General features: G+C 52.1%; 24 protein-coding genes. 17 read left to right on the top strand and 7 right to left on the bottom strand.

Annotated features, from left to right (window positions below; all coding sequences use genetic code 11):
- Positions 1–90: 90 nt before the first annotated feature.
- The 9 genes from LIW51_RS30050 (at position 91) to LIW51_RS30010 (ending at position 12783) form a co-directional block, all read left to right on the top strand.
- Positions 91–1152, top strand: a complete 1062-nt coding sequence (locus LIW51_RS30050) for a DUF1616 domain-containing protein (protein ID WP_227379204.1) — start codon at positions 91–93, stop codon at positions 1150–1152.
- A gap of 1677 nt (positions 1153–2829) precedes the next feature.
- Positions 2830–3963: a galactonate dehydratase gene (gene dgoD / locus LIW51_RS30045; RefSeq protein WP_227379203.1), complete on the top strand. Its 1134-nt coding sequence runs from the start codon at positions 2830–2832 to the stop codon at positions 3961–3963.
- 92 nt (positions 3964–4055) lie between these two features.
- A complete protein-coding gene (locus LIW51_RS30040; protein WP_227379201.1) occupies positions 4056–4766 on the top strand; it encodes an IclR family transcriptional regulator in 711 nt (236 codons plus the stop codon).
- 1475 nt (positions 4767–6241) lie between these two features.
- The gene (locus LIW51_RS30035) at positions 6242–7348 is read left to right on the top strand and encodes a Gfo/Idh/MocA family protein (RefSeq protein ID WP_227379200.1); all 1107 of its coding nucleotides are present in this window, start codon (positions 6242–6244) and stop codon (positions 7346–7348) included.
- Entirely contained in the window at positions 7348–8100 is a 753-nt protein-coding gene (locus tag LIW51_RS30030; protein ID WP_227379199.1) for a hydroxypyruvate isomerase family protein, read from the top strand. Before LIW51_RS30035 ends, LIW51_RS30030 begins: the two co-directional genes overlap by 1 nt.
- A 251-nt stretch (positions 8101–8351) precedes the next feature.
- Positions 8352–9545, top strand: coding sequence for an extracellular solute-binding protein (locus tag LIW51_RS30025; protein ID WP_227379198.1), 1194 nt, complete (start codon positions 8352–8354; stop codon positions 9543–9545).
- Positions 9546–10047: 502 nt separating this feature from the next.
- Positions 10048–10809 carry a carbohydrate ABC transporter permease gene (locus LIW51_RS30020; RefSeq protein WP_438267449.1) on the top strand — a complete coding sequence of 254 codons (762 nt, stop codon included), beginning with the start codon at positions 10048–10050 and terminating at the stop codon, positions 10807–10809.
- Complete coding sequence (locus tag LIW51_RS30015; protein ID WP_227379197.1) at positions 10809–11645, top strand: carbohydrate ABC transporter permease; 837 nt, start codon at positions 10809–10811, stop codon at positions 11643–11645. The genes LIW51_RS30020 and LIW51_RS30015 overlap by 1 nt, the downstream gene beginning before the upstream one ends.
- Before the next feature lie 10 nt (positions 11646–11655).
- Positions 11656–12783: an ABC transporter ATP-binding protein gene (locus tag LIW51_RS30010; protein WP_227379196.1), complete on the top strand. Its 1128-nt coding sequence runs from the start codon at positions 11656–11658 to the stop codon at positions 12781–12783.
- Between the two features lie 75 nt (positions 12784–12858).
- Here LIW51_RS30010 and LIW51_RS30005 read toward each other — a convergent pair whose 3' ends face one another.
- On the bottom strand, positions 12859–14115 hold the full coding sequence (locus LIW51_RS30005) for an RNA-guided endonuclease InsQ/TnpB family protein (RefSeq protein WP_227379195.1): 1257 nt from the start codon (positions 14113–14115) through the stop codon (positions 12859–12861).
- A gap of 200 nt (positions 14116–14315) precedes the next feature.
- On the opposite strand from LIW51_RS30005, the gene LIW51_RS30000 reads away from it, so the two are divergent.
- Positions 14316–16376, top strand: coding sequence for a beta-galactosidase (locus LIW51_RS30000; RefSeq protein WP_227379194.1), 2061 nt, complete (start codon positions 14316–14318; stop codon positions 16374–16376).
- 24 nt (positions 16377–16400) lie between these two features.
- Here the strand turns inward: LIW51_RS30000 and LIW51_RS29995 are convergent, their stop codons facing one another.
- On the bottom strand, positions 16401–16604 hold the full coding sequence (locus tag LIW51_RS29995; RefSeq protein ID WP_227379193.1) for a hypothetical protein: 204 nt from the start codon (positions 16602–16604) through the stop codon (positions 16401–16403).
- Positions 16605–16946: 342 nt separating this feature from the next.
- On the opposite strand from LIW51_RS29995, the gene LIW51_RS39580 reads away from it, so the two are divergent.
- From LIW51_RS39580 to LIW51_RS29975, 4 genes are all read left to right on the top strand, one after another.
- Entirely contained in the window at positions 16947–17042 is a 96-nt protein-coding gene (locus LIW51_RS39580) for a helix-turn-helix domain-containing protein (protein WP_227379502.1), read from the top strand.
- A gap of 39 nt (positions 17043–17081) precedes the next feature.
- Positions 17082–17267, top strand: coding sequence for a helix-turn-helix domain-containing protein (locus tag LIW51_RS39575; RefSeq protein WP_227379501.1), 186 nt, complete (start codon positions 17082–17084; stop codon positions 17265–17267).
- 605 nt (positions 17268–17872) lie between these two features.
- Entirely contained in the window at positions 17873–18871 is a 999-nt protein-coding gene (locus LIW51_RS29980; RefSeq protein WP_227379192.1) for a ParA family protein, read from the top strand.
- A complete protein-coding gene (locus LIW51_RS29975) occupies positions 18868–19350 on the top strand; it encodes a DUF7970 domain-containing protein (protein ID WP_227379191.1) in 483 nt (160 codons plus the stop codon). Before LIW51_RS29980 ends, LIW51_RS29975 begins: the two co-directional genes overlap by 4 nt.
- A 219-nt stretch (positions 19351–19569) precedes the next feature.
- Here LIW51_RS29975 and LIW51_RS29970 read toward each other — a convergent pair whose 3' ends face one another.
- Both LIW51_RS29970 and LIW51_RS29965 read right to left on the bottom strand, forming a co-directional pair.
- Positions 19570–19806 carry a helix-turn-helix domain-containing protein gene (locus LIW51_RS29970; protein ID WP_227379190.1) on the bottom strand — a complete coding sequence of 79 codons (237 nt, stop codon included), beginning with the start codon at positions 19804–19806 and terminating at the stop codon, positions 19570–19572.
- Positions 19807–19817: 11 nt separating this feature from the next.
- Positions 19818–20780, bottom strand: coding sequence for a transcription initiation factor IIB (locus LIW51_RS29965; RefSeq protein ID WP_227379189.1), 963 nt, complete (start codon positions 20778–20780; stop codon positions 19818–19820).
- Between the two features lie 442 nt (positions 20781–21222).
- On the opposite strand from LIW51_RS29965, the gene LIW51_RS29960 reads away from it, so the two are divergent.
- Together LIW51_RS29960 and LIW51_RS29955 are read left to right on the top strand one after the other, a co-directional pair.
- Positions 21223–21612 carry a TRAM domain-containing protein gene (locus tag LIW51_RS29960; RefSeq protein WP_227379188.1) on the top strand — a complete coding sequence of 130 codons (390 nt, stop codon included), beginning with the start codon at positions 21223–21225 and terminating at the stop codon, positions 21610–21612.
- Positions 21613–21827: 215 nt separating this feature from the next.
- On the top strand, positions 21828–22439 hold the full coding sequence (locus tag LIW51_RS29955) for a response regulator receiver protein (RefSeq protein WP_227379187.1): 612 nt from the start codon (positions 21828–21830) through the stop codon (positions 22437–22439).
- Between the two features lie 128 nt (positions 22440–22567).
- Here the strand turns inward: LIW51_RS29955 and LIW51_RS29950 are convergent, their stop codons facing one another.
- Entirely contained in the window at positions 22568–22756 is a 189-nt protein-coding gene (locus tag LIW51_RS29950; protein WP_227379186.1) for a hypothetical protein, read from the bottom strand.
- A gap of 832 nt (positions 22757–23588) precedes the next feature.
- Positions 23589–24344: a DUF7260 family protein gene (locus LIW51_RS29945; protein WP_227379185.1), complete on the bottom strand. Its 756-nt coding sequence runs from the start codon at positions 24342–24344 to the stop codon at positions 23589–23591.
- Between the two features lie 326 nt (positions 24345–24670).
- On the opposite strand from LIW51_RS29945, the gene LIW51_RS29940 reads away from it, so the two are divergent.
- Positions 24671–24907: a hypothetical protein gene (locus tag LIW51_RS29940; RefSeq protein WP_227379184.1), complete on the top strand. Its 237-nt coding sequence runs from the start codon at positions 24671–24673 to the stop codon at positions 24905–24907.
- 311 nt (positions 24908–25218) lie between these two features.
- Here the strand turns inward: LIW51_RS29940 and LIW51_RS29935 are convergent, their stop codons facing one another.
- Positions 25219–26154: an ArdC-like ssDNA-binding domain-containing protein gene (locus tag LIW51_RS29935; protein WP_227379183.1), complete on the bottom strand. Its 936-nt coding sequence runs from the start codon at positions 26152–26154 to the stop codon at positions 25219–25221.
- Positions 26155–26401 lie beyond the last annotated feature (247 nt).

Genomic DNA, 26401 nt, shown 5'->3' with positions numbered 1-26401 from the left:
CACAACTAGTAGAGTTGTTATTAGAGTCTTCCAGTCAGTTGTTTTCTACTCCGGGAAGTTTTTATCCGAGAACCTCCCAGAAAGAAGCGAATGGCTCGTGATGTTAATCCCTGGCTTCTCCTTCCCCGCCCAATTCGCCAGCTCCCAGCCGATCTGACCGCAATCGGCGTACTTGTTATTCTTACAATAGCAGTGGTCTTGATCCCTGGTCTTAACTCGACACCTCTTCGAGCACTTGTTGGATTAGTATTCGTTCTCTTTCCACCTGGCTATGCGTTTATCGCAGCGTTGTTCCCGGAAGGAGCATCAACAGGGAACTCTGCAGATGAGGCAGATCCATCGACTAGAGGTAGTATCCCTCGCCCTGGATCGGGAATCGATGACCTTGAGCGTGTCGCACTCTCCTTTGGGACGAGCATTGCAATTGTACCTCTGATTGGTCTCATCCTCAATTTCACTCCATGGGGGATTCGATTGGTACCTGTGTTGTTGAGTCTAAGTGGATTCACCCTCTGTATGACGGCACTTGCTGCAATTCGTCGGTGGAACCTTCCCGAGGATGAGCGCTTTCGTGTACCATACAAACACTGGGTGGCGGCGACCAAAGCGGAACTTCTAGAACCAGAAACGCAGACTGATGCAGCACTCAATGTAGTGCTCGTGATTGCGTTACTCCTTGCAGTCGGAAGTGTTGGGTATGTAGTCAGTGTCCCAAATCAAGGGGAATCATTCTCCGAATTTTACTTGTTGACAAAGAATGACAGTGGTCAGTTTGTAGCCGACGATTATCCAACCAATTTCACGCAAGGAGAAAGCAAACCGCTCTATGTTGGTATTAGTAACCATGAACACCAGCGTGAGTCATACACCGTCGTTGTTCTGTTACAGCGAATTGAAGTTGCCAATAATACAACGCGAATTCAGAACACCCAGGAGCTAAAGCGATTTCATACGACTCTTGATAAGAATTCAACGTGGCGGAAACAGCATACTATCTCTCCCACTATGACGGGCGACCGTCTGCGACTCCAATACTTGCTGTATAAAGATCGCGTACCTCCAAATCCATCACAAAAATCTGCCTATCGAGAGCTTCATTTGTGGATCAACGTTTCCGGAGGTTCTAATTCCACCTCAATACGCACACCATAGCGGAAATAAGAGATGAAGGTGGAGTGGGAGTACAGGAGAATACCGAATCGGCTACGTATCATATTATATAATTTCTGATAGAAGGGAGATACAGTGAGGGAAAATTAATGAAGTCAAAACAGAAAGTATTTATCAAGAACTGCTCTTGGTTATTCCAATTGGATGTAAAAAGCATCCAGGTTACAAAAATGAACACCCTGTTTATGTCCCCTGATCAGATCGCCGTCAAACTTGTCACATTCACGTTAACCCCCGTTGCCATCTTCGTCATAGGAATAGCGCTTCTCTTAGAAGGGCGTGTATCTGAGTCTGTTTCATGGGTTTTCGGGGATTGGAAAGAACCACTTTAAGAGAAACGCAATGACATTTCTATTCATATTGTAATTACTAATCATATCTATGTCTTCTACCGAAGGTGGTCACGCACCTTGAACGAGCGTTACTCCTCGTCAGCCGGTTCGCATGGACCCCGCGATACCTCGATATCTTCGCAATTTCTGTCGAGCGCCCTGCGCCCCTTGGGGGCCGAAAAAATTCCTGATGGAATTCTCAATCACGAATTCCAGTGGCTCTCAGAAGGTACTTCTTCTGACTCTGTCGCACCAATTTTTGACTGTAAGAACTGATTATTGGCTATTCTGCACGTCTCATCGACCGAACAATTGCTGGACATGGTTCTCGGTGCTGCCCGATGAATGCATCAATCCTATACTAAATTGAAAAGAGGCCAAATTTTTTATTGCGTTTGGTCAGAGAGATCAGATAGTATGGCGCTTCCTGCCATCGTGCGGCGGTGGTTCTCGGCAAATGAGAGTGTTATTTATGAATGCAGGCATTGTGGAACGACACTCGAAACGACCGAACAGCGGTGTTTTTCCTGTGGATCGACCGAAATCGTAGTATTCGACATTTCGTGATTTTTTTTGATGTAATTGGGGTTAGCTTGACCTTCACCACTGGTTACTCTTAGATACGTAGTAGTCATGATCGTGAGGGAGCGTTGAAACGGCGTCAGTGCGACATCTTCAACACCAGCGATGGGACGTGAGAGTAGTGGTTATTCGTAATCACCCCATCGACTGTTCAGGCTAATCCTTCTGGATTGGTATCTGGGTGACTTTGATCGAAGAAGAGGAGAAGGCCACCATGATCTTCTTGATGATGCAGTGGCTCAAAGTATTTCGCGGTATTTGTCATGAGGAGAGATTCATTCTCGCCACACCACTGCAATAACTCGGCATCAAAAGTGCGTTCACCGAATCTATCCTTTGCTTGGCACACCTGATAGCCCTATTCTTTGAGCGAGTACTCAAGATACGGCTTACATGCTCATCCGATAGGATCTTCGCTGCGGCAGCCACTGAACTGGTTCCTTTAGGTTGAGCGATTGGAGGTGGACGCACTCAAATGCAGCATCGTTTTCCCGTCTCAGGTCACGTGTTTCGTCAATATACGAGTAGTAGTGTGAAAGTACTTCATACACCTCCGCAAGGTCGAGATCAAACTGATCAGCGACATATGCAGTTTATTCTGAAACAGTATCTCCTTCCTTGTGAGAATTAAAGTCCGTTACCGACCAAGTGAAGTGCTCCCTTTTGTCGGCTACGTTAATCAATATCAGTCTCGGCCTACAACCAGGTGCTAAGCGTTAACATGGACGAACACTCTAGATCAGTCATGACTCAGATCGTCGACTATGAACTGTTCAAAGTCCCCCCGCGATGGCTCTTCTTGAAAATCGAGACCAGCGATGGAATCACTGGCTGGGGAGAACCGATTCTCGAAGGCCGTACTGATACCGTCAAAACGGCAGTCGTGGAGTTAATGGACGGGTACCTATTAGGCGAAGAGTCGAATCATATCGAAAATCACTGGCAACGAATGTATCGCGGAGGGTTCTACCGTGGCGGACCAGTTCTGATGAGTGCAATCGCGGGCATCGATCAGGCCCTTTGGGATATTAAGGGAAAGTACTGCGAGAAACCGGTTTATGACCTGCTAGGCGGACGCACCCGAGAATACGTTTCGCTCTACGAGAAAATCGTTACTGATGACGTCGACAAAGCCGCGGATCTGGCGGCGGATGCGGTTGCTGAAGGGTACACGACGCTCAAACTCCTAACTACCTACCAAACGTCACCAATTGAGTCTGCTGCCGATATAGACGCAATCTGTAAGTATCTTGAAGCAGTCCGTGACGCGGTCGGTCGAGAAATCAATATCGGGATTGACCTTCACGGACACATCTCCGTGAGCATGACCCCACGCTTGTTGTCGCGCCTCAAAGAATACGATCCAATGTTCGTCGAAGAACCGGTTCGTCCCGAACACCTCCAGATGATAGAACGTTCGTCGTACTACAACATTCCAATCGCGTTCGGTGAACGGCTATACTCGCGATGGGAGTTCCAGCCACATCTAGAACAACGTCGGCTCGATATCGTACAACCAGATATATCCCATGCCGGTGGGATTACCGAGATTAAGAATATCGCCTCCCTAGCTGAGACATATGGAGCCAAGCTAATGATGAGTTGCTCCGTAGGTCCCATCGCCTACGCCGCCAGTACACAGCTTAGTTACCACGTTCCGAACGCGGTTCAGCAACCTGCGCTGGGGGAACGATACATCAACGCATACATTGACAACGTAGACGACCTCCAAAGCGAGAATGGCCGCATTTCTCTCTCAGACAAGCCTGGACTGGGAATCGACGTGAACGAGGCGGGAATCCGAGAACATGCTGGGAAGGGAAGCGATTGGCGAACGCCGATTCGTCGGCACAACGACGGAAGTTTCGTCGAGTGGTGACTCGAAACCCGGGCGTTGCTGCACGCCAGGCAGCCGGCAGCCCTTCCGTACACTAACAGTATACTTATCAGAGTAAGACATATATTACCAGTATGCCACAGAATCAGATCACAGCGACGAAAACGGCTTTTGAAATTTTAGACGTGATCCACGAATCCCAAGGTGCCTCCGCGGCAGAGCTGATGGAAGCGACTAATCTCTCCCGAGGAGGGGTCTACAAGCACCTGCGAACGCTCATAGAGGTTAGTGCCCTCGTGAATCGTGATGGAATCTACGTGTTGGGCCCGAAGTTCACCGAGTACGGGCTGGAGACGATGGACTCTTATTTCATGCTCGAACAGACGGACAAGATCGACAAACTGGCGCAGTCGCTCAACGCGCCAACGAACCTGTGGACCCACAACGACTATAGTTGTCACTGCGTTTACACCGCGCTTGCGACGGATCAAGACGGCTACCCAAGGAGTCGCGGTGACAGTGAACTGCTCGTCGAGAGTCCACCTGGAAAAGTGATCTTGGCACACCTTCCGACGGAGCGACAGCCAGACCTGACTGAGAGACAGAACCAGGAACTCTCAGTACAACTTGAAGAACTAAGGGAACGTCAACTGCTGGAGGAAACACTATCATTCGCGCCTAAGTGGGTTTCTATCTCGACGCCAGTCCTTGATCCCTCGGATCAACCAGTAGCGGCGATCGAGATCATCATACCGTCTGAGCGAGCAACCGGGATCGACGTGGAACACAACATCAGTGGATTGCTTACGGAAACGGCAAACAGAATTCGTGTCGAAATGCTATGACGGGTGGTCACTTTTGCTTCCAACCTGACTATAAATTTAGTATATAGAAAAAATCTCATTCTTACGATTAAGTACTTTATCAGTCAGTTTGAAGCCGTCAGATTTCCGGTCGATAATCACTAGAACGGATAGCAGAAATCGTGAAGAACAATTCTGCGCCACGGCGAGCCGATAGAACGGACAATAAGTCGATTCTAGTGGTTAATTTCATAAGTATATTTGAGATTTCTAGTACCGGGGGCGGATGCTATTTGATGCAATCCCAGGATTCACCTCACGCTATTAGACAGCCCTGGCTGATGAGATCTATATCGATCGATAATATAAATTATGAGTGATAGTTAGACAGTAAGGAATGAGTACCTGTAAAATTATTATTATACCAATTATATTAATAATAACTAGAAATTATAATTAATTCGACTAATCTGTAGTCGGTGGGGGTGGCGTATGTCGAGGTGACCACTAGGCGAGTCGATGAGAGAGAATCGGGCGGAAACAGCACACTGGGGTCAACAGAAGTTGTTGGGTATCAAATAAGAAGGTTGACCAGAGATATTGTGGTCACAGGGAGCACCAGTAGCGTAAGTTGGGAAGCAATATGAACGTTTGACGATATTGACGCGCAGTTCGACCTGCTGGTGTCGACATGTCGCTCAAGTATTTCAGTCGCGCTCCCGAAGAGACCTATCCAGATCAGAAGACTAAGTACAATTGGCTGATGCCCTAGTATCATCGACAAATAGGTTATCAATTATCTGTTTCGGTCGGACGACAGGAACAATATTGATGTCCGCTAGATGAGCGTGGTCGGCTACGACGATAGTTTCATTATCGCCGGGGCTCGGCTACTAAATGTCCTGCCCAGATCAGACGAGAACTGTTACTAAAGTATTCAGTCTATCGAATCTTGGCGTAGTAAACAGAACGACACTATTCACTGACGTTACCCTGGTTGATGCCGGTGGTATACCGATCAAACTGCTTACCGAACACCGAATCCGCCCCGAGCCAGCCTTGTTCAACAATGTTCTTCGGTCGTACGACGTCACTACCGCTGATCTCGCCGTCCACAACCGTTGGTCGCTATCCTGTAATCACAACCAGAACGCTAACGGATGAGATAACAGTCCACTCGGTTTCTCGCCAAAATATACCAATAGTATACAAAACGCAGAGAGGCTTTACAGCACTAAGTTTGTAATCAGTGTTTTTTAGTACACCATTAGTATACAGGCGAACAAAATGATAATACGGATTATCGTAAGTGTTTGAGTATCAACATTCGCGAACACAATCTTTCAGATTATACGTAGAGAGCTGCCCGGTTGTGATTATTCTTATGGGGGGTACCGATCTACAGCATGGAAAAGATAAATCTATAGGCTGAAATGAGCGTCCTTGCGACGACTCGTGAACAACCATCGTTGCCGCTTCACGAACTCTTATTTGATGACAGGGAAACCGACCGGGGTATGACCTATACGGTCGCAATTATCGGTACAGGAGCAGAGCCTGAAAACCCAAGCCGCGACGGCTACGCGATGGCCTATCACCACGCGGCGGGCTATGAAAAACTTAATGACTGTACGCTTGTCGGCTGTGCGGACATTGTCCGGAAGAACGCCGAGGCATTCGCCGACGAGTTTGGACTCGACGATGATGCTGTCTTCGAGAAGCATGATGCTCTGTTAGAAGCACTCGAACCGGATATAGTCTCAATCTGTGTGCCGCCTGCGGTCCACACCGAGATCGCGGTGGACTGCATCCACAGCGGCGTCGTCAAGGCAATCCACTGCGAGAAACCGATGGCAGATACATACGGCGGCGCGAAGTTAATGACACAGGAAGCAAATCGTCACGGTGTTCAGCTCACATTCAACCACCAGCGGCGGTTTAGCGACGCTGTCCGGACCGCGAAGGAATTACTCGACGCTGGTGAGATCGGAGATCTTCAACGCATTGAATTCTCCTCGCCAGTCGGTCTCTTTGACTATGGCAGCCACTCGTTCGACCTTTGTAACTACTTCAACGACGAGACGCCGGGCAAGTGGGTGCTTGGCCAGATCGACTACACCGAGGAGAACGTCGTCTTTGGCTCACACAACGAGAACCAGGCTATCGTCCATTGGGAGTACACAAACGGCGTCCACGGCATTGCAGCCTCGGATAGTACTGGCACGGGCGGACCGGTCAGCGCCTTCCACTCTCACAACCGCCTGATTGGGACGGACGGTGTCATCGTGGTCGGTCCTGAGAGCGAGGATGAGGAGAAGGAACCGCCGGCACTACGTATCCGTCGGGACGGCAAAGGCTGGGAGGCTGTCAATACTGAGGATGGCCTCCACGGTTGGGAATTTATTGACCGTGCAATTGCCGATAACGTGCGATGTTTGCGGGAGAATGAACCTCCTGAACTACGAGCAGAAAACGCGCTCAACGCGACGGAACTTATCTTCGCGACGTGGGAGTCGTCCCGGCGACATGGCCGGGTTGACCTCCCACTCACGATTGAGGACAACCCGCTGCAGTCAATGCTCAACTCAGGCGATCTCACGCCGGCACCAGTGGGTGAGAACTAATGGTCAATCTCTCAGTCTGTATCGAGATGGTGTACGACGACGATCCATTCCATGAGCGGATCCACCGCACTGCTGCGGCCGGCATCAACGCTGTCGAGTTCTGGGATTGGCGCGAAAAAGATTTAGACGCCATTACAACGGCCGCCACTGAGTCGGGCATCGAGATCGTCAGCTGTGTCGCTGGCGGCGTGTTAACTGATCCTAAGATGGCCGACAACGCCGTCGAGAAGATCAGTGAATCGATTCAAATCGCCGCAGAATTGGGGATTCCGACACTAATTGCGACCACCGGCCCTGATCAGGAGGGGTTAACTGGCGAGACACAACATGAGAACATCGTCGACGTACTCTCACGGGTTGCGGCCGACGCTGAGGCTGCCGGTGTGACAATTGCATTGGAGCCCTTGAACACTAAAGTCAATCACCCAGGTTATTTTCTAACGTCCAGTGACGAAGGATTTGCGATCGTTGATGCGGTCGATTCGCCGAACATCACGCTGCTGTACGATGTGTATCACCAGCAGATCACAGAGGGGAATATCATCCAGACGCTCACAGAAAACATCGATCGCATTGGACACGTTCACATCGCCGACGTTCCAGGCCGCCACGAACCCGGAACAGGTGAACTGAACTATTCGAACATTATCGAAGCAATCGACGATGCCGGCTACGACGGCTACATCGGGTGCGAGTTCTCGCCAACGAGTAATCCCGACGATGCAATCGCCGCAGTACTAGATCGGACTTAACTATATTTACGACGACAGCCACACCCAAACACCAAACAATCATTATTATTACCAATACTTTAATATACTCCTCTTCTCAATTGGGGTATTGTACTCCAATGACAGAGTCTTCAGACCCTAATGCTCGACGTAGGCAGCTATTGAACTCGCTCGGTGTTCTAGGTATTACAGGCCTCGCTGGGTGTATTAGCATAGGCGGTGACAATAATAATGGTAGCAGCGGTGGCGATGGTGCAGGAGCATCATCCAAAATGGCCAAATCCGCAACTGGTTGGGCCTGGAATATCGCGGCCAGATCACTACAGGGTGCAGCCAAGAGTTACAATAAGGAAAATAATGCGGATGTGTCGGTTGAAGAACTCGGTGGCGATGCCTGGGAGCAGCGGTTTCAGACCGCCATCACGAGCGGCAGTGGCGCACCGGCCTTCTCTGCTGTCCAGAACTACGATGTGACCAACTACGCCAGTATTGGCGGCCTAAAGGATCTCACATCTCGGATTAAGGAAGCTGACATTGAGAAAGACATCGTCAAAGGCAAATGGGAAACAGTCAGTCATAAGGATAGCTACTACGCGATTCCGTGGGACATTGGCCCGACTGGCATCTTCTATAAACGCGATATCTATGAGAACGCTGGCATCAACGTCGACGACATCAAAACCTGGGATGACTTCATCAAGGCTGGCAAGCAGCTTCCGAAAGGTGTCTCGATGGTCAACTTACCACCGCAGGAGATGGCCCAACTCTGGCGAATGCTCCTCCGCCAGCGTGGTGGCCAGGCATTCACCGAAGACGGTGCCATTGCTGTCGGCAGCGAGGATAGCGTCGCTGTCGCACAACTTATTAAGGACATGAAAGATGCAGGCATCACGACGCGCATTGAATTGTGGTCCGGTGGTTGGTTCACATCCTTCTCCGAGGGGTCACTTGCTTCCCTCCCCAGTGCAGCGTGGATGGACGGCACGCTTCGGGCAGAATTGCCGGACACGTCCGGTAACTGGGGCGTCTATAAGCTCCCGGCATTCGAAAAGGGAGGTAACCGTGCGTCGAACCGCGGTGGTTCGAACATGGCAATCCCGTCTCAGATCAAAGATCAAGGAACTGTCAACCGTGCTATTGACTTCTGTCTGTACGCGATGACTACTCCCAAGGTTCAAAATCAAATGCTCAAGGAATTCGGACTATTCCCGTCGCTGACAACAGCTTATGACGCCGACATCTATACGAAGAAACTCGACTTCTACGGCGGTCAGCCAGTCTTCAGTCTATTCGCCGAAGTGGCCCAGAAAATCGAGCCGTATCGGTACACGACGGACACACCGGTGGTCCAGGACGCTATCGAGACTGAACTCGGGAACATGCTCGACGGCAAAAAGTCGCCTAAAAAAGCAGTTGAGGCCGCTGCACAGACCGTTGCAGACCGAACTAACCGAAAACTGGCTTGATTAATACTCAAGTACATATTAATACCAGAATCCATGCAAACTGAAACATCGAGGTTGGGAAACAAGGTGACTCTACTGGCATCACATTTCCATCGCGACCGAAATGACTTCAGTCGACTACTCTCCACAGAAGCGAATGGTTTACAGATAAACTTAGAGTTCGGAACGACACCAACGGCCGCAACATTAGGGAGCCACGGTTGCCCCCATACCCAGGAATCAAATCAAGGAGGACTTTGACCCGATGGTCCTCACCGCAATCCAATCACGGGTCCGCTCGTCGGGGGCATACCGACAGCTTTCGGATCAATTCCGGTACATCCGCCAAGACATCTCCAACACCTTTCCGACGATTCCAGGGCTGCCATACGCCTATATTTCCCCGTTTTTCATCCTCTTTGGGATCTTCCTGCTATTCCCGACAGTCTACACACTCTATCTCTCGTTTTTCAGTTACTCTGGCGTCTCAAACGACATCTTGTTAACGGCCACGATGGGACCGGTGCAAGTCTCGATTCCGGAGATCGCGAACCTGGAATATGTCGGCCTCTCTCACTACCAACGGCTTCTCTTCAGGGATTCGCTATTCCACACGTCCTTGTTTAACACGTCGTTCATCTTCTTTGTCCAGGTCCCGCTGATGGTGATTCTGGGACTGGCGACTGCGCTCGTGCTGGACTCAAAGTTCATCCGGGCAAAAGGCATCTTCCGGACACTGATTGCCTTGCCCGTCGCAACCGGTCTGGTCGCGTACTCGACGATCTTCCTGTTGTTGTTCAATGATCAGGTCGGTCTGGTTAACTACGTCCTCACACAGATTGGTCTATCGCCCGTTAAGTGGCTGGGTAGTTCCTGGGGAGCCCGGATGACGCTCGTTATCGCCGTTACCTGGCGCTGGCTTGGGTACAACATGATTATTCTGTTAGCTGGCCTCCAGACCGTTCCCCAGCAATTGTATGAGGCTGCCGAGATCGATGGGGCGACGCGCTGGCAAAAGTTTCGCTTTGTAACGCTACCTCAAATCCGACCAGTGTTATTATTTGTCATCGTCTCCTCGACCATCGGAACTTTCCAAATCTTCTCCGAGCCATACGTCATCACCGGTGGTGGGCCGTCGAACGCGACGATCACGATCGTACAATTCATCTACAATCAGGCGTTCCTTCAACTGAACCTGGGATACGCCAGTGCGGTGTCGGTCATCCTCGTTCTTATCGTGAGCGCGATGTCCATCGTTCAAATCAAGTACGGAGGTGAGAAGTAATGCGCTCTGAAGAACGCAAAGAAGCGCTCTGGAAGTTTGGAGGCTACATTTTCCTGTTGACAATTACGGTCTTGGTGATGATCCCGTTGTACTGGATGATCGTCGCGGCGACGATCCCTCAGTCCGAGTTCTTCTCGTGGCCCCCACGCCTGATCCCGGGAACCCAATGGTTCCAGAACTTTAAAGCACTCCAGGAGAGCGTAAACTTTGTCAGGAGTATGAGGAACAGCATCATCATCTCGGTCTCATACACAATTCTATCGCTGATCCTCTGTTCGATGGCCGGCTTCGCGTTTGCGAAGTATGAGTTCAAGTTCAAGGAGCCGCTATTCTACTTCATCCTTGCAACGCTGGTCCTGCCAATTCAGTTGTTGATCATTCCGTTGTTCCTGCTGATGGTCCAGATCGGCTGGACGAATTCGTACCTAGCGGTGATCCTACCCTGGGCGGCAAATCCACTGGGGATTTTCCTGATGCGCCAAAACATGAAGGCAATCCCCAACTCGCTGCTGGAATCAGCGCGCATGGACGGCGCGACTGAGTTCCAGTTGTATTACAAGATCGCGCTACCCACGATGCTTCCGTCGCTGGCGGCACTGTCGATCATCTTGTTCCTCAACCAATGGCAAGCCTTCCTCTATCCGCTAGTCATCCTGCAAGATCCCCAGATGTATACGATTCCGCTTGCATTGGCAAAACTCGTCGGGCAACAGCGGGTGTACTTCGACCAGATCATGGTTGCGACGTCACTTGCCGTGACCCCGATCTTCGTCGTCTTCCTCACGATGCAACAATACTTCATCAAGGGTATTCTTTCCGGATCTGTTAAACAATAAGGTGATTAAAATGGCAACTATCAACATCACGAACCTACGCAAGGAATTCGGTAGTGACGGTGAACAGATCGTTGCGGTCAATGACTTTAACCTGACAATCGAGGATGGGGAGTTCCTCGTCTTTGTCGGTCCGTCTGGTTGCGGGAAGACCACGACATTGCGATGTATTGCAGGACTCGAGGACGTGACGGAAGGCTCCATCGAGTTCGATGGCGAGGAGGTAACCCACCAGCGCGCACGCGAACGGGATGTCGCCATGGTGTTCCAGAACTACGCACTTTACCCGCATATGACCGTCCGGAAGAACATCGGCTTCCCGCTCCGGCTCTCGACCAAACAGTCGACCGCTGATATCGACGACCAGGTCGAACAGGTCGCCGAGTTACTGGGGATTGAGCCGCTGCTTGAGCAAAAGCCCAAGGAGCTCTCTGGCGGTCAGCAACAACGAGTTGCACTCGGGCGTGCGATAATCCGCGACCCTGAACTTTTCCTGATGGACGAGCCGTTATCGAATCTCGACGCGAAACTTCGGTCGACGATGCGAACCGAACTACAGGAACTCCAGCAGGAACTGGGTGTGACGACGGCCTACGTCACTCACGACCAAACTGAGGCGATGGCGATGGGTGACCGTATCGCTGTCCTCAACGGAGGTGAACTCCAACAAGTTGGAACAGCGAGCGACGTATACCGATCACCCACTAACGAGTTCGTCGCCAGCTTCATTGGAAGCCCAAGCATCAACCTCTTTTCAGTCGACGTGAAAGGGGATACGCTCTCCGGCCCCGGCGGATTTGAGTATGTACTGGAGGATCTCTCGCTGGTTGAAGGAATGGATCAGGTCCGTGTCGGCATTCGACCGGAGGATCTGTACCTCACCTCGGACGGGAGCATTCCTGGGGAAGTCACTGTCGTCGAAGAGATGGGCAATGAGAACTTCCTCTACGCCAATATGGGAGAGGTCGACTTGACAGCACGGATCGAAAGTGAGATTCATCCTGTTGAGGGAATGACCGTCATGTTTGGCTTTGACGAAGAGGATCTTTACATCTTCAACCCCGCCACCAAGGAGGCACTCAAAACAAAGACGAGCGACACCGGCGTTGACTACGATCAGTACCTGCAGGCTGGTCAGTAAACTACCCCACCCTACTCCCTCGGCGCTTCGCGCCTCGGTCCTTGTGGGTGGGGCTTTGATGTGGACTCCCGGCAATCAGTCGCCAGCGATAGGCCGGTGACTCTCGCCGTTCAACGTCCCACCATTCACACACACGTCTACTTGTGCGTCTCCACCCCCCGACTTGGGCGAGGAACGGAGTCTGTGTGTTCGCTTTCGGGCGTAGCGTAGCCCGATATTCTTCGCTGCGTTGAAGTCTGCGTTGACCTCGTATCCGCACTTCTGGCAACAAAAGCGTTCTCCGTGACGGTTATCCTCGTGCGTGAACCCACAGTCCATCCGAGAACAGCGTTGAGACGTGTGGTTCGGCGCGACTTGCTCCACGGAGACTCCTTTCTCAGGTGCCTTGTACTTCACGTACTCGTAGAGGCGTCGGAACGCCCAGACGTGGTGCCACTTCGCGTGTGGAAGCCGCTCTCGAACGTCGGTCAGGTCCTCAAACACGATAACGTCACAATCATGTTCGATGGCTTCCGAAACAAGTTCGTTCGCAACGACGTGGATGTACTGTTTCCGCCATGCTTCTTCGCGCTTCCCGAGTCGGAGTATGGCGTTGTGCGCGGCTTGCGTTCCGCGCTGTTGCATCTTTCCACGTCGCTTCTCAAACTCGCGGCACCAGTGGTCGTAGTCACCACCCTGCCAAAACGTGCCGGTAGAGGAGACGGCGAGGCTGTTGACGCCGAGGTCGATACCGAGGACCGTTTGGTCAGGGTGCCCAGTATCGACCGAACCCGCGGCGTCGTCGCTATCCAATTCGTATTTCCGCGTCGAGATATTGAAGTAGAACTCGTCGGTTGCCGAGTCGTACCGAAGTGTACTCTTGCGGAACTCGTAGTCCTCGGGGAGAACGAACCGCTCGTAGGGCGTCGGACTGTCTGCCGGGAGAACGAACGGAAGTTCGACCCGCCCGTCCACTGTCGCCAGCGACGCTTTATTTCGATAGAAGGTCGCGCTCCGCGTGTCGTAGTCCATCGTTTCAGCGGTGAATGTCGGGCGCGAGACGCGCTGTCCTTTCTTCCACCGCTCGACAACGCCTTTGACGGCTTCGACGGCGCGGCGTATCGCGGCTTGGACGAGTTGTGCCTGCAGATCCGTTTCCTCACGGAGGTCGGAGTAGAGTGCGTCTCGGACCTGCCGTTTGTTGGTCTTGCACTCGGTGAACGACGTGTCCGACCAACAGAACTCGGCGGTTCGGTTCGCACAGTACAAGTATTGCTCGGCGGTTCGGTGGAGTGCGTCGCGTTGCTCGTCGGAAACGGTGAGTTTCACAACGGCAGTTCGGCGCACCTCCATACTTCAGAGAGAATCCGACGGTATTTGAACGTTGGGAAGTCGGTCGGGTGGAGTGTGCCGGTTGCGTCAGACTCTGTCGGTTTCCTCTCCGGCCTACTCGCTCCCTTCAGTCGCTCCTTGAGGCCGGAGGCTCCACCTTGAATTATGCTGAAACGGGACGAAACACTCTTCTTTAATCCCATCACAAGACTATTCGTAACATGAGCATTGGCGTCTGCTACTTCCCGGAGCACTGGCCGTCGGAGCGAATAGAGGACGACATCGAACAGATGGCAGCGGTGGGCATCGAGTACATCCGGATGGGCGAATTTGCTTGGTCGCGGCTCGAACCCGAACCCGATGAGTTCGACTTCGAATGGCTGGAGCGAGCAATCTCACTCGTCGACAGTCACGGCATGCGGGCGGTTCTCTGTACTCCGACCGCGACCCCACCGAAGTGGCTCGTCGACGAGCATCCCGAAATCTTGCAGGAGGAAGCTGATGGGATAATTCGACACTATGGCGGTCGCCGCCACTACTGCTTCAACTCGGAGGTCTATCGGCGCGAGAGTCGCCGGATCATCCGCAAACTGTCCGGATGGTTCGCAGACGTCCCCGTCGTCGCGGGCTGGCAGACGGATAACGAATTCGGCTGTCATGGCACAATTCGGTGCTACTGTAGCGACTGCGCGAGCGCGTTTCGGCAGTGGCTACGCGAGAAGTATGGCGATATCGACCGTCTCAACGAGGCGTGGGGGACGGCGTTCTGGAGTCAAGATCTGAATTCCTTCGCTCAGATAGATCCTCCCCGACACACAACCGCCGCCCACCATCCGGCGCGGCTACTAGACTACTATCGCTTTTCGAGCGACAGCGTCGTCAAGTACAATCGGCTTCAGACGGAACTCCTGCGCGAAGCCAACAGCGACTGGTTCGTCACGCACAACTTCATGTCTCATTTCGAGGCGCTGGACGCCTATGATCTCTGTGCGAACCTTGATTTCGCGTCGTGGGACTCCTATCCGACGGGCCACGTCCAGGTTCAGCGCAAACAGGTCTCCCGCGCGGAACTCCGTACTGGCGACCCGGATCAGATCGGCCTTGATCACGACATCTATCGCAGTGCTGCCAATGCACCGTTCTGGGTGATGGAACAGCAACCGGGCGACATCAATTGGCCACCCTACTCCCCCCAGCCTGCCGACGGCGCGATGCGACTGTGGGCACACTACGCAACTGCTCACGGTGCCGACGTGGTTTCGTATTTCCGCTGGCGACAGTGCCAGATGGGTCAGGAGCAGTACCACAGTGGTCTCCTTGCACAGGACGGCTCGCCTGATGCCGGTCTCCAGGACGCAATGCAGGCCGCGGCGGATCTCACCAAGCTCGGTGAGAGCAACGACGGCAGTTCTGGAGACGATGGAAGTCTTACGCTCCCCGTCACCGAGGTCGCGGTTCTCCACAGCTACGACAACGCTTGGGCAATCGGGATCGAGTGTAACACGCCGGATTTCGACTACTGGCAACACCTAAACACCTATTATCGTGCTCTGCGTGAACGGTCGGTGTCGGTCGATGTTATTCCGCCGACCGCTGACCTTGCAGGCTACGACGCAGTTATCGCGCCGACGCTGTATCTTGCCTCCACCGACCTCGCGACCCACCTCAACGCCTATGTCGACGAGGGCGGAGAACTCCTCATGACCATGCGATCAGGGGTCAAAGACCCGTACAACAAGCTCCACAACGCACCTCAGCCTGGTCCACTCCGTGACTTGGTTGGTGCCGATATCGACCAGCACGAGAGTATCCCCGCCAAACTGGAAAGCGAGGTCGCCTACGATGGGCAGCAATTCAACTGCAGCGTCTGGAACGAGTGGCTCTCTCCGGCCGCCGAGAGCTGCGACGTACTGGGTCGTTATGAGGGCGAACGCGCCGACGGCAAGGCGGCGATCGTCCACAACACCGTAGGTGACGGCAATGCGGTCTACATCGGGACGTGGCCTGACTCCGACCTCGCGAGTAGGCTTGTCGGTGATCTGCTCGACCGGGCGGGTGTCGAGACCACGAAGCCGCTCCCGAAGCAGATCCGGTTTATGCGACGCAACGGACTGACGTGGATCGCCAACTTCCGCGACGAACCTCTGACGGTCGCGGCACCGGCGGACGCGACGTGGTTCCTCGGTGACGCTGAGGTCGGTGCGTGCGATGTCGCAGTGACTGACGCAACACCGCCGACCCTCTCTGTGAATGGTGGTTGTGACGGAGCCGATGACGATTGAAGCAGCGGCCGAGCGCGTAGTGAGCTACCTTCGATCGATGAAACTGGACGGTAAGTCGGAGTCTCTGATGTCTTGCTCAGTACTCTCCTCGTGGAGGGCAGCGACGCGTCCTTCTACCGGCCCAAGTCGCTTTCTTCCGACCGAGTTTGCGATCGAGGGCCAGGGCTTTTCGTTGAGGAGTCGCTTGAAGAAAGACGTGATCTCCTCGCCCTCGACCAGTTCTTCCAAGTTCGAATAGTACGTCGACCAACTATTAGAACTACGTCACCACATCTCTGATATGGCGGAGAACAACACGCCACGCGTGGAAGGATTATCTTTACTCTAAGTTCAGATGATCCTTGGGTCACTGGCGGTCGAGTTTCCCATTCAGCGTACGCTTGATTTCGTCTATTTGGTTTGTCGAACGTTGCTGACCCAACGGAACAATCACTGGAGATCTCCATATTGATCCAATATTATTTACACGAATTCTTGCCGTCCTTCGTGAGAATCCTCTTAGAAACTGTTTGAATTGCTGACTGAAAACACCTCGATAATGTTGATGACGGCCACGCAACGAAGCGGCTCATAGTCGCAATCGCCTGCAAACAGGGTGTCTCGCAGACGGATGTGGCCGAGTGGTACGGCCTCTCACGCAAGACCGTGTACAACTGGCTCCAATGATTTGAAGAAGACTCTGTCCGCTACGCAACCAGCGATAAGATCCGTCCCGGTCGCCCGCCGAAACTCAATCGCGAAGAACAATTTGAAGTCTCCCAACTACTACATGATTCACCTACATACGCCGGCTACGACGTTGAGGAATGGAGTGTGTCACTTGTACAACAGCTGTTAGACGAGAATTTCGATGTCACCTATTCGCGCACAAGCGTACATCGACCCTTTTGAACATTGTGTAATTTATTTCGAAACCCATTCTTTCTATCCCACTCAGTGAGATCTACTTAAAATCATAAGCGGAAGTGGAATCGGCCGGGGTAGTGCTTTCTACGAAGCACAAAACCCCCGCCGACTACGAATTTAGTAAATTCCGGGCGAAAACAGATAGTAGCTAGTTGCCGCTGAACGACTGCACTACAATCCTCCAGACCATGCTCTTAATTACTCTATCTGCAACTCTCATATATTTATAATCATCTTCAGACAGGACGAGCGACCTCACTGTAAGCGCCTCCCATGTTGACGATGTATTCGATCATCGCTGCTCCGCTTCCTACCGACTCCCTGCTCTGGAAACCAAGACACCCCCTATATCTGTTATAGATAGTTGTCTACATTATCTGTAACAGACTACCGTAGCAGTTATCCTAAACAGGAATAAACCACAGCTAACTGCTACAAGAATTTGTTACAGATATCAGATACAGACGTCCGTTACAGATAGTCGTTACAGTCGTGCAGTACGTATGTCTATTACATATTACCGCCATGGTAGTATGTTACAGACGTCTGACGTAGATTTATGTAATAGAAAGGTAGAACAGACAATCAAGATGATAACCACAGTCGTCTATTCGGAATCCGGTGGGACATACAAAACGACGCTTACCGCCAATCTGGCCGTGCCGCTAGTTCGAATGGGACTCGATGTACTGGTCATCGACCTCGATCCACAAGAAGGGAACCTGACGAGCCTGTTTGACGCTGGCGAGAATCGTAGCGATCCCGAGGCAGACAACCTGGTCAAACACATTCTTGAGATGCCGGACGGTCCGTTCGAAGATCTCATCGAGACAAGCGACGAGGGTGTCGACCTGATTCCAAGCCACGACATGCTCGGAGATTTTACGTCAAATCTCGAGCAGAAGATCTCCTACGAAAGCGGGATGAAGAACATCAATGCGGATGAATACCCTCGCTACGAGCTACTGTACCGACTACTATGGGAAAAAGAAAGCTTACACGAAGAGTATGATGCGATTCTCATCGACCCGAACGCCCGAGCCGAGGACTTACTCTACAATGCGATATATGCGATGCGGACACTCATCGCACCCGTCAAGCCAGCTGGGAAGGGCAGTCTAAGCCTCGATGGGTTAGAGGAACTCGTCGTGAATATGCAGACCAACCTCGACATCGAAATCGGTCTTTCGTGCGTCGTTCCGTCGGGCGTGCGCCGAACAAACGCCCATAAACAATACCTTCGCTACTTTGAGAATAGCGACGCCTTCGATACCCCAGTCGTCATCGGAGACCGCGAAAGCATGATGGACGACATGTGGGAGGCACGCGGGTCAACGTTTAAAGTTATTGAGGAACGCTGGAAGACCATCGACGACGATAGTGAGAGCGGTGGCAGCAAACCCGGTGTTCGGAAGATTCGAGACCGCGAGGTCGAGACGCTGGTAGATCTCTATCAACTCGCGGCGTTCGTTGCAACCGATACCTTCGAGATGGACATTGATCCAGTGCTCGAAATCGATTTTGACGGACAGGGAACACGAACGATCGACCTCCGTGACCAGAAGAAAATAGAGGTGGCCGAAGCATGACAAAATCATTTAAATCAGGTTCCGGAAATCTGGATTTCGAGAGCAACGATAACGAGACCAGCGAGGCAGAAGAGCAGAACGGCGTTGAGGAGCGAGCAGAGGAAGAATCAGTATCGGACAAAGAAGGGTCACTAAAAGAAACGTCGGGAGATACAACTGAACAATCGATGGAACAAGCCACCACTGGAGGAAACAACCAATCAGACTTGAAGCAGGTCACGGATACAGCATCGGAGGAGTATCCATACTATATTCGCCGTAGTAAGATCGGGGATGAAAGAGACAAGCGAATTGAGCTACACGTCCGAGACACAGTAGCTAACGACAAGCCGACGTTCCGAAACAAACTTTCCGACGAGCTCGATGTCGGCGAGGTCGCAAAGACTGATGCTCGAGAGGCAGCGTTGTTGTTTGCGTTTCAAAATCCCGAGAGAGTTGCCGAATTAATGCGTGAAGAGGGATACGGTGTATTTGGATAGAGTCCTACCAAACATCACCTATAGCTCTTTTCCTCATTGTAAGTGTTTCTGCATTCAGTTTTCTTCCGCTTTGGTTGACTGACTTCTTAATTCATTACCTTCGAAGAGGGAGCTGGTATCGCCATAACCTACTGCACGGTGTGGATTCTGTGCTCTTACCCCATCCCTCTACGCCGTGGGTTCTCCTTGCATCAAACCAAAACGGAACGTGGCGTCAATTCATCCTTCACAAACACGCTCTCCGCGTTCAGTAAGGGTATAAACACCACCACTACACATCCTAGCGAGTTTTTGTTTCTGAAGATCGTTACACATTCGGTCGATTGAGACAGGATGCTCATCGATTTCCGCAGCGATATCCATTACATGGAGGCGCCCACGTGCGTTCAGCGTTTCAAGAATTGTTATTCCGAGATCGCTCATCCCGTCAGAAACCGATTTTTTATTTTCTGTCATATATTTCCTAATCAATTGTTGGTTTGAACATCAAGGAGTTCTTGATACCGATCCCGGATGGTGACTTTGCTTACCTGTGCGACCTCACTAACGCATTGTTGGGTCACTGATTCATTTGTCAGGTGGGACGCAGCATAGATAGCAGATGCCGCAAGCCCCACTGGACTCTTTCCACTGTGTACGCCCTGTGCTATCGCCGTTTCGAGAAGATCTCGCGCGACGCGTGCGGTTTCTTCGCTCAGATCGAGTTTTGAGGTGAACCGCCCAACGTACTCTTTCGGATTCGTCGGGGCAATCTCAAGTTCGAGTTCTTGTACGATATACCGGTACGCGCGTTGGATACAACGCTTCTCCACCCGGCTTACGTCACTCATCTCACTCAGACTTCGGGGGATACCGGCTTGTCGAGCGGCCCCATAAAGGCATGCTGATGCCATCCCTTCGATCGACCGGCCTAGCAGGAGTTCCTCTTCCAGAGCGCGTCGATACAGGATACCTGCAGTTTCTCGGACGTGTTCAGGCAACTCAAGGGTGCTCCCCATGCGGTCGATCTCGCCAAGTGCTTGTTTGAGATTGCGTTCCTGATTGGTCTTTGTTCGGAAGCGCTCATCCCAAGTACGGAGCCGCTGCATCTGCTTGCGCTTTCGTGTGCCGAGTGACTTTCCGGACGCATCCTTATTCCGCCAGTCGATGATCGTGCTCAATCCCTTATCGTGGAGGCGGTGTGTAGTCGGCGTCCCAACGCGACTGCGAGAGTCTTTTTCTTCAGGGGTGAATGCACGCCACTCTGGCCCATGATCAATTGCATCGGAGCTAACGACAAGTCCACAGGATTCGCAGTGCTGTTCGGCGCGTTCGGCATCATTGACGACGCTAGATTGACATTCTGGACAGGCTAGTTCGTCACTCTCTTCTGCTGCTGTATCAACCCGTTCAGTGGCGTTTTTCCGTTTGTGACTGCGGCTTTTATTCATACTTCCGGTGACTCACTCGCTGATATGGTGGCGGATTTGGTCAGGAAATGACGGTCGTTTATCTGGTACTGGGAACCTGTGTGAGCATGTCTAGCAAGATGTTTAGACTGCGAGTACAAGTAACAGACATCCAATTCTCAGATCGTGAGAATCGGGTTTATCAACCAAGAAAAGTACAGAAATTAAAAGGAAGAGATGTTTCTGAAGGTGTGGTACACATTATCTCTCCTCTGGATCGTTTCTTTTGGACTTCTACTATTGACAATGGGTAAACACTATCGCGTGAACTGTCTTTGACTCAAATTCTGTCGACCACTCTTTCGAATCTTGTAGAATTCAACTGGCAACCGCCAATACAGACATCCGCGACTTTGGACAAGAGAGCGTATCCTGTGGTGAACGCTCTCCTACTTTTATACAGATGAACCGCAATCGATAGTCCATGGTTGAGATACCCAAGAACATGCACTGCCTCTACAGTGGGACGGTGACACAAGTCGACGACAAGTACGTGATCGAAGTTCCGGCCACCGAAATCGACACCGGAACGGTTTCACCAAACGACACGGTTCGCGTCGCGATTCTTCGGCAAAGAGAATCACCTACTACGACCTCTCCTCAACCCTCCCAGTCTGCACCACCCGTGTCAGAGGGTGAGCAACGAGAGGTCACCATCGAGGATGTTGGTTCCGAAGGTGATGGTATCGCCTATCTTGACCGAGGGTATATCCTCTTTATCCCAGAGACGGAACCTGAGGAGATAGTGTCTGTTGAAGTTGTGCGTGTCATGCAACGATTTGCTGTCGCCGCCGTACTCGATCATGAAGAGTGATGGACAGCAACGCTGAAAACTAGGGATGTTAGATCTGGTCGAGCTATTGCTCTCGGCCTCTCGTTCTTAAGTGACTGACGTACTTCAAACAAGCAGTAGTTATTTAGTACTTACTATTATTTTAGTATACGATTCTGTGCCTTTTTTCGGTGCAAGCGTATCAGTGCTAACCGACAGGGTAATATGCTGCGAGTCGCAAACTCTCCCAATTACGAATGAGCGAAACCAATATTGAAAGCGAGAAAACTGACCGATTACGGAAGATTTTCATGGATGTCGCTGACGATCCTACAGTCACCGAAGCACAAGAAGAAACGCGCGGCGTACACCATGATACGTCCGCTGTCGATGAGACCCTCGGTGATATCATCCGAGAAATGGAGACGGAATACTCGTTCCAAACGTCACTTTCGACTTCTGAGTTGGTGCAACTCGTCCAACTCTTTTTTGATGGGTACTCAGATACAGCGATCGCCCGTGAGTTGGGGAATGCCAGTCGAGATAAAGCCGTTAATCGTGCTCGGATTCACCTGCAGTTGTTCCGCGAAACGGATTTCAACAGCCCCTTTGATCTCGATCGACTCCGTGACCTGCTCCGTGAAGACGTTCCAACAGCAGATATTGCGAAATCACTTAGTGTGAGCAAGAGTACGGTACGGAAATATCGGAATGTTATCGAAGCTGAGCGCGCTGCTACTGCAGTTGATCATCGCTACCGTCGTCGATTCGAAGCAACGCTTGCTGCGTCAGAGCAGGACGAATTTCTTCGTATCTCACTTGACGATGGACTCGATGATGCGATTGATGCATCACTTGGTGATAACTGACTATCGGTGCGTAAGATTCTCAGACCACCCGTCAATTAATGTATTTTTCTTTTGATTGGATGTCTGAGTACAAGACCACTATGTTAAGAAACAGTGAACAGGCACTGAAAGTGCTTGGATTGACGGTGTTACTCCGTGATGCGCAAGTCATCGTCGACTTCATAGAGATAGCCCCGGAGCAACAATGTTTCAAGCAGATCGTCGGCGAGGAGGTGTCCCATATCGTGTGTTCGCAACACGTGTTTCGCTTGCTCGTAGGTAAATGACTCATCTGGCTCAAAGCGGCCACGAAGATGGGTGAGTGCTTCTTCTGCCATCGGTGATAATGGCGTGGTTTCAGAATCTCGAGGAAACATTATGGATAGTAGGCAGTTCGATTTCCATCAAGTTAAGAATTCGGCTCAGCGAGGAACGGTTCATCTTTGCGGTAGCGAGGAAACCTCGTCGCCAAAGAACTTGATGTCCATGCGCCACTCGACCAAGCCCAACTCTCCAAAGAAACCCTATTGCCAAATCGAACGACTCGGTATGCGTTAAAGCAATTAAAGGACGCCGACCTCATGACGTCGCAGGTAAACCTGCGGGACGCTCGCAAGCACGTCTATGAACTCCGGTATCCTGAGTAAACTACCCCGCCCTACTCGCTCCCTCGCGCCTTACGGCGGTCGGTCACTCCTTGAGGGAGGGGCTTTACCGCAACGACAGTGTGCCCCGCGACCCCATGCATGGACGCGGCCCGGCTTTCTCTTTCCGTCCTGCCACCGGCATGGGTGTGTTTTTGACACGTCCCATTCCGACCGGCGACGAGGATTGTCCCGCCGATTTAATTCCCGGTGTTCTCTCGCTCTACCCCAAAATGGGGACGGAGAGGCCAAAGGCGTCACGTTCGCGGTCGTCGTTCCCGAATATAGGGTGCGGTACTCCCGCACCACAGGTGCCAGTTTACTCATGGCACCTACTGTCTTGGGCTTGTGCCAAGGCAGCAGTAGATTATCATACGGTTTCGGGTGTATTAAGCCTTCTCGAACGGGTTTCCTCTCCTCCCGACTCACTTCGTTCGGTGAGGAAGGAGGCTCCACCCTACCGAATGCTGAAAGCTGTACGCGGTATTGCTGCTTGCCTTGTTGTGCCAGTACGATCGATACACCACTAGATCTTGCCTGCCCAGTGGTGAACTTCGATCCGATCAAGTAGCTGGCGCGCTGTTGCGAGGGCCGCCAGCCCTGGATACTCAGTGTCGAGGTCTACATAGACAATCGACGAGAACAGGCCCTCATCCGATGGTTTGCGCTGGCGGAGATACACTTGCTGGTCGTATGTCAGCTCCTCAAGCTCCTCTTGTATCGTCGTAAGTCGATCGCTTCGCTCGGCAAAAAAGTACTCACCTCGTTCGATCGCCGCTAATTCATCCCCGATTTCGGCAAGTGATTCGCAAAGATCCTCAAGTTGTTGCCGTTCTACTGTGAGTATCGGGAGTGTTTGTTGACGGGTTTCGATGGCCACTTCACTTGCACTCTGGAGTTCGTTCCATAAGAGCCGTGACCAAGTTGCTGACCCGCCGGTCAGTCCGGCTGCCACATCGGCGCCGAATTCATTGGTAATACTCTCGAGGACTGTTTCCTCACCATATGCATCATCCCAATGTTCAACTGCTAGAACCGTCTCACAGTATGCGGTTTCGACGGCCCCTTGGAATGTGTGTGAGGGTGGCGATTGCGAGTACACCGTGTCGTGGAGTGGTCCTCCGTCAGTTTGATACGGATGTGGCGGAATCTCGGCGAGTCGGTTGAGAAAGTCCTCGAATGCATCGATTTCTGCTTGGAGGTAGGCTTTTTCTTCGGTGAGACATCTCTGTGCATCTGGGAGCGACGTCTGCTCGACTAATCGGTTCCTGCTCTGTGCCATTGGTACTCAATATCATACTACTGAGTGAGGGCTACTATACTTATTGGCGATGAAAAACAGTGAATTTTACATTGGGATACTCAGGAAAAATGTTGTGATTGTGTCACTAACGCACGACGAGCGTTAGGCAGTAGAAGCACCCACCACCTATCTCTATCACCCTATGCTTCACAGCAATGAGTAACCCAGTGCACGGCGTGGATTCTGTGCCCCTACCCATCCTACCACGCCGTGTGTTCCCCTTACATCATCACAACCACCACAGAGACGAACGTGCGTTTTGTCCCGAGGATTTACGTTATCAGTGCTCATCTTTGATTATATCTATGATCTCGAATCGGCGACCGCCACTCACACCACTTGCGCAAGAATCGCTTGATGCACTCGCGAGCGAACTCCCAAGTGAGGGAGAGCTCACGTACGAGCACGCGTACGCGATCCTCAAGGACCGTGAGGAGCTTGAGCAACCCGCGGCCGAAGATATCATCGAATGGCTCTACATGCGAGGCCACATCTATGAGGTTGAGGGGAAGCTTCGGCTGACGGATTATCGACCTGAATAGCGAGAATGGGCGCGGTGGTGAACTACCCCCACCTACCGCGCTCGGGGGTACTCACCCCCTTGCTTCTTGAGGTGGGGGCTTCCTCGTTCACCGATAAGACTTGCAGATTCACCGGGAATCCATAGCGGTCTCAATCTCCAAAGGCGTGGATTCGGCCCGTCCCATGCCTACTTGTCCGCACTGCGCAGTGCGTGCGAGGATTTGAGTTTTCAACTCTTCTACTATCACGCTTCGTTCGTTGAGGAAGGGATCTTACCCGCCTGCAATCCAGATAAAGCCTCATTCGGCGCTCGAATCCGACGGTTCCAAACTCACTCCCTTCTCTGTTCGACTTCCTCGATAATCTTCGCTGCCGTCCTACGGATTCGTCCAAGTCGATCGTGAATCGCATCCGAATCGTCGTCCTGCCACGCTGCGAGGTAGAACGCTGAGCCACTCGTATCCAACCCGACGTATCGACCGACGATGTACGCGACGGCTTCCGCCTCAACTTCGCGTTTTGACCGCTCACAATCGTCGTCAACATCGAAGTGGAGCAATGTGTGGGCGTATTCGTGGATGAGGGTCACAGCGAGATCCGCGTGATTTGCCCGAGCTTTCACCTCCACAACTGGCTGGAGGTCGTATAGACTCCGATGTTTGCAGACACCCTTCGCTTCTCCGTGTTCCCAGTCGTCAGCGTCAACGATGCGAACCGTCATACCGAGATCACCGGCTGCGTCTTGGAGGACGGGCACGAGATCCTCAGCGTTTCCTGTTGCCGCGGTCTCCAACTCGGGAAGCGGTTCACCCTCCGTCTGGGAGATATCGAAGACGGCAGTGGGTCTGAATCCGACCAGTCCTTTCGACCACGCTTCAGGTGGCAATTCGTCGTATGTGCAATCGCTGTGCTCGTGGTAGCTCGGTGAATTCTCACACTCGGGACACTGCTGCGTGATGATCGGAGCCCAGATCCAAATTCCGTTCTCGCCTTCCTGGACGTGCCGGTCGAACTCGGTTCGCCACGTATTGTACCCAGCAACCTTCGTCGCGTTCGGGCACTGAAGGGTAATCAAGAGCGTGTTTCGATGGGAATAATCGTGGAACTTCGATTGGACATCCAACCAGTCCTGGAACTGTTGACTCGCTCTCGCCTCGTCAGTCAAGGCGGTGAGGTCATCGATCCATCGTTCGATCGTCCTGTGCATCTCGTCACGTCGGGTGTCGGAGTCGTCAAACGACACCGCAGGGTTGGTACTCGAAGTCATTGGTTTTCGAAACGGACGCTTCTATCGAGCGCCCTGCACCCCTTCGGGGCCGAAAAATTCCCAATTTACTGGCGGGGCGATTATCGAACGTTATCTGAATTGCAGGCGGGTAAGACCCCTTCCTCAAGGAACGACCGAAGGGAGCAAGTAGGGGGGATACACCCGCCGTCTTTGGTCACTTCCACTGTCCGCCATAGCCTTACTACCGTCGCTGGCGCCCGGGGTAGTAAGACGCTCACTGCAATAC

Source organism: Haladaptatus halobius (assembly GCF_020618475.1).
Lineage (GTDB): Archaea > Halobacteriota > Halobacteria > Halobacteriales > Haladaptataceae > Haladaptatus > Haladaptatus halobius.
This window is presented reverse-complemented; position numbering and strand designations above follow the sequence as displayed.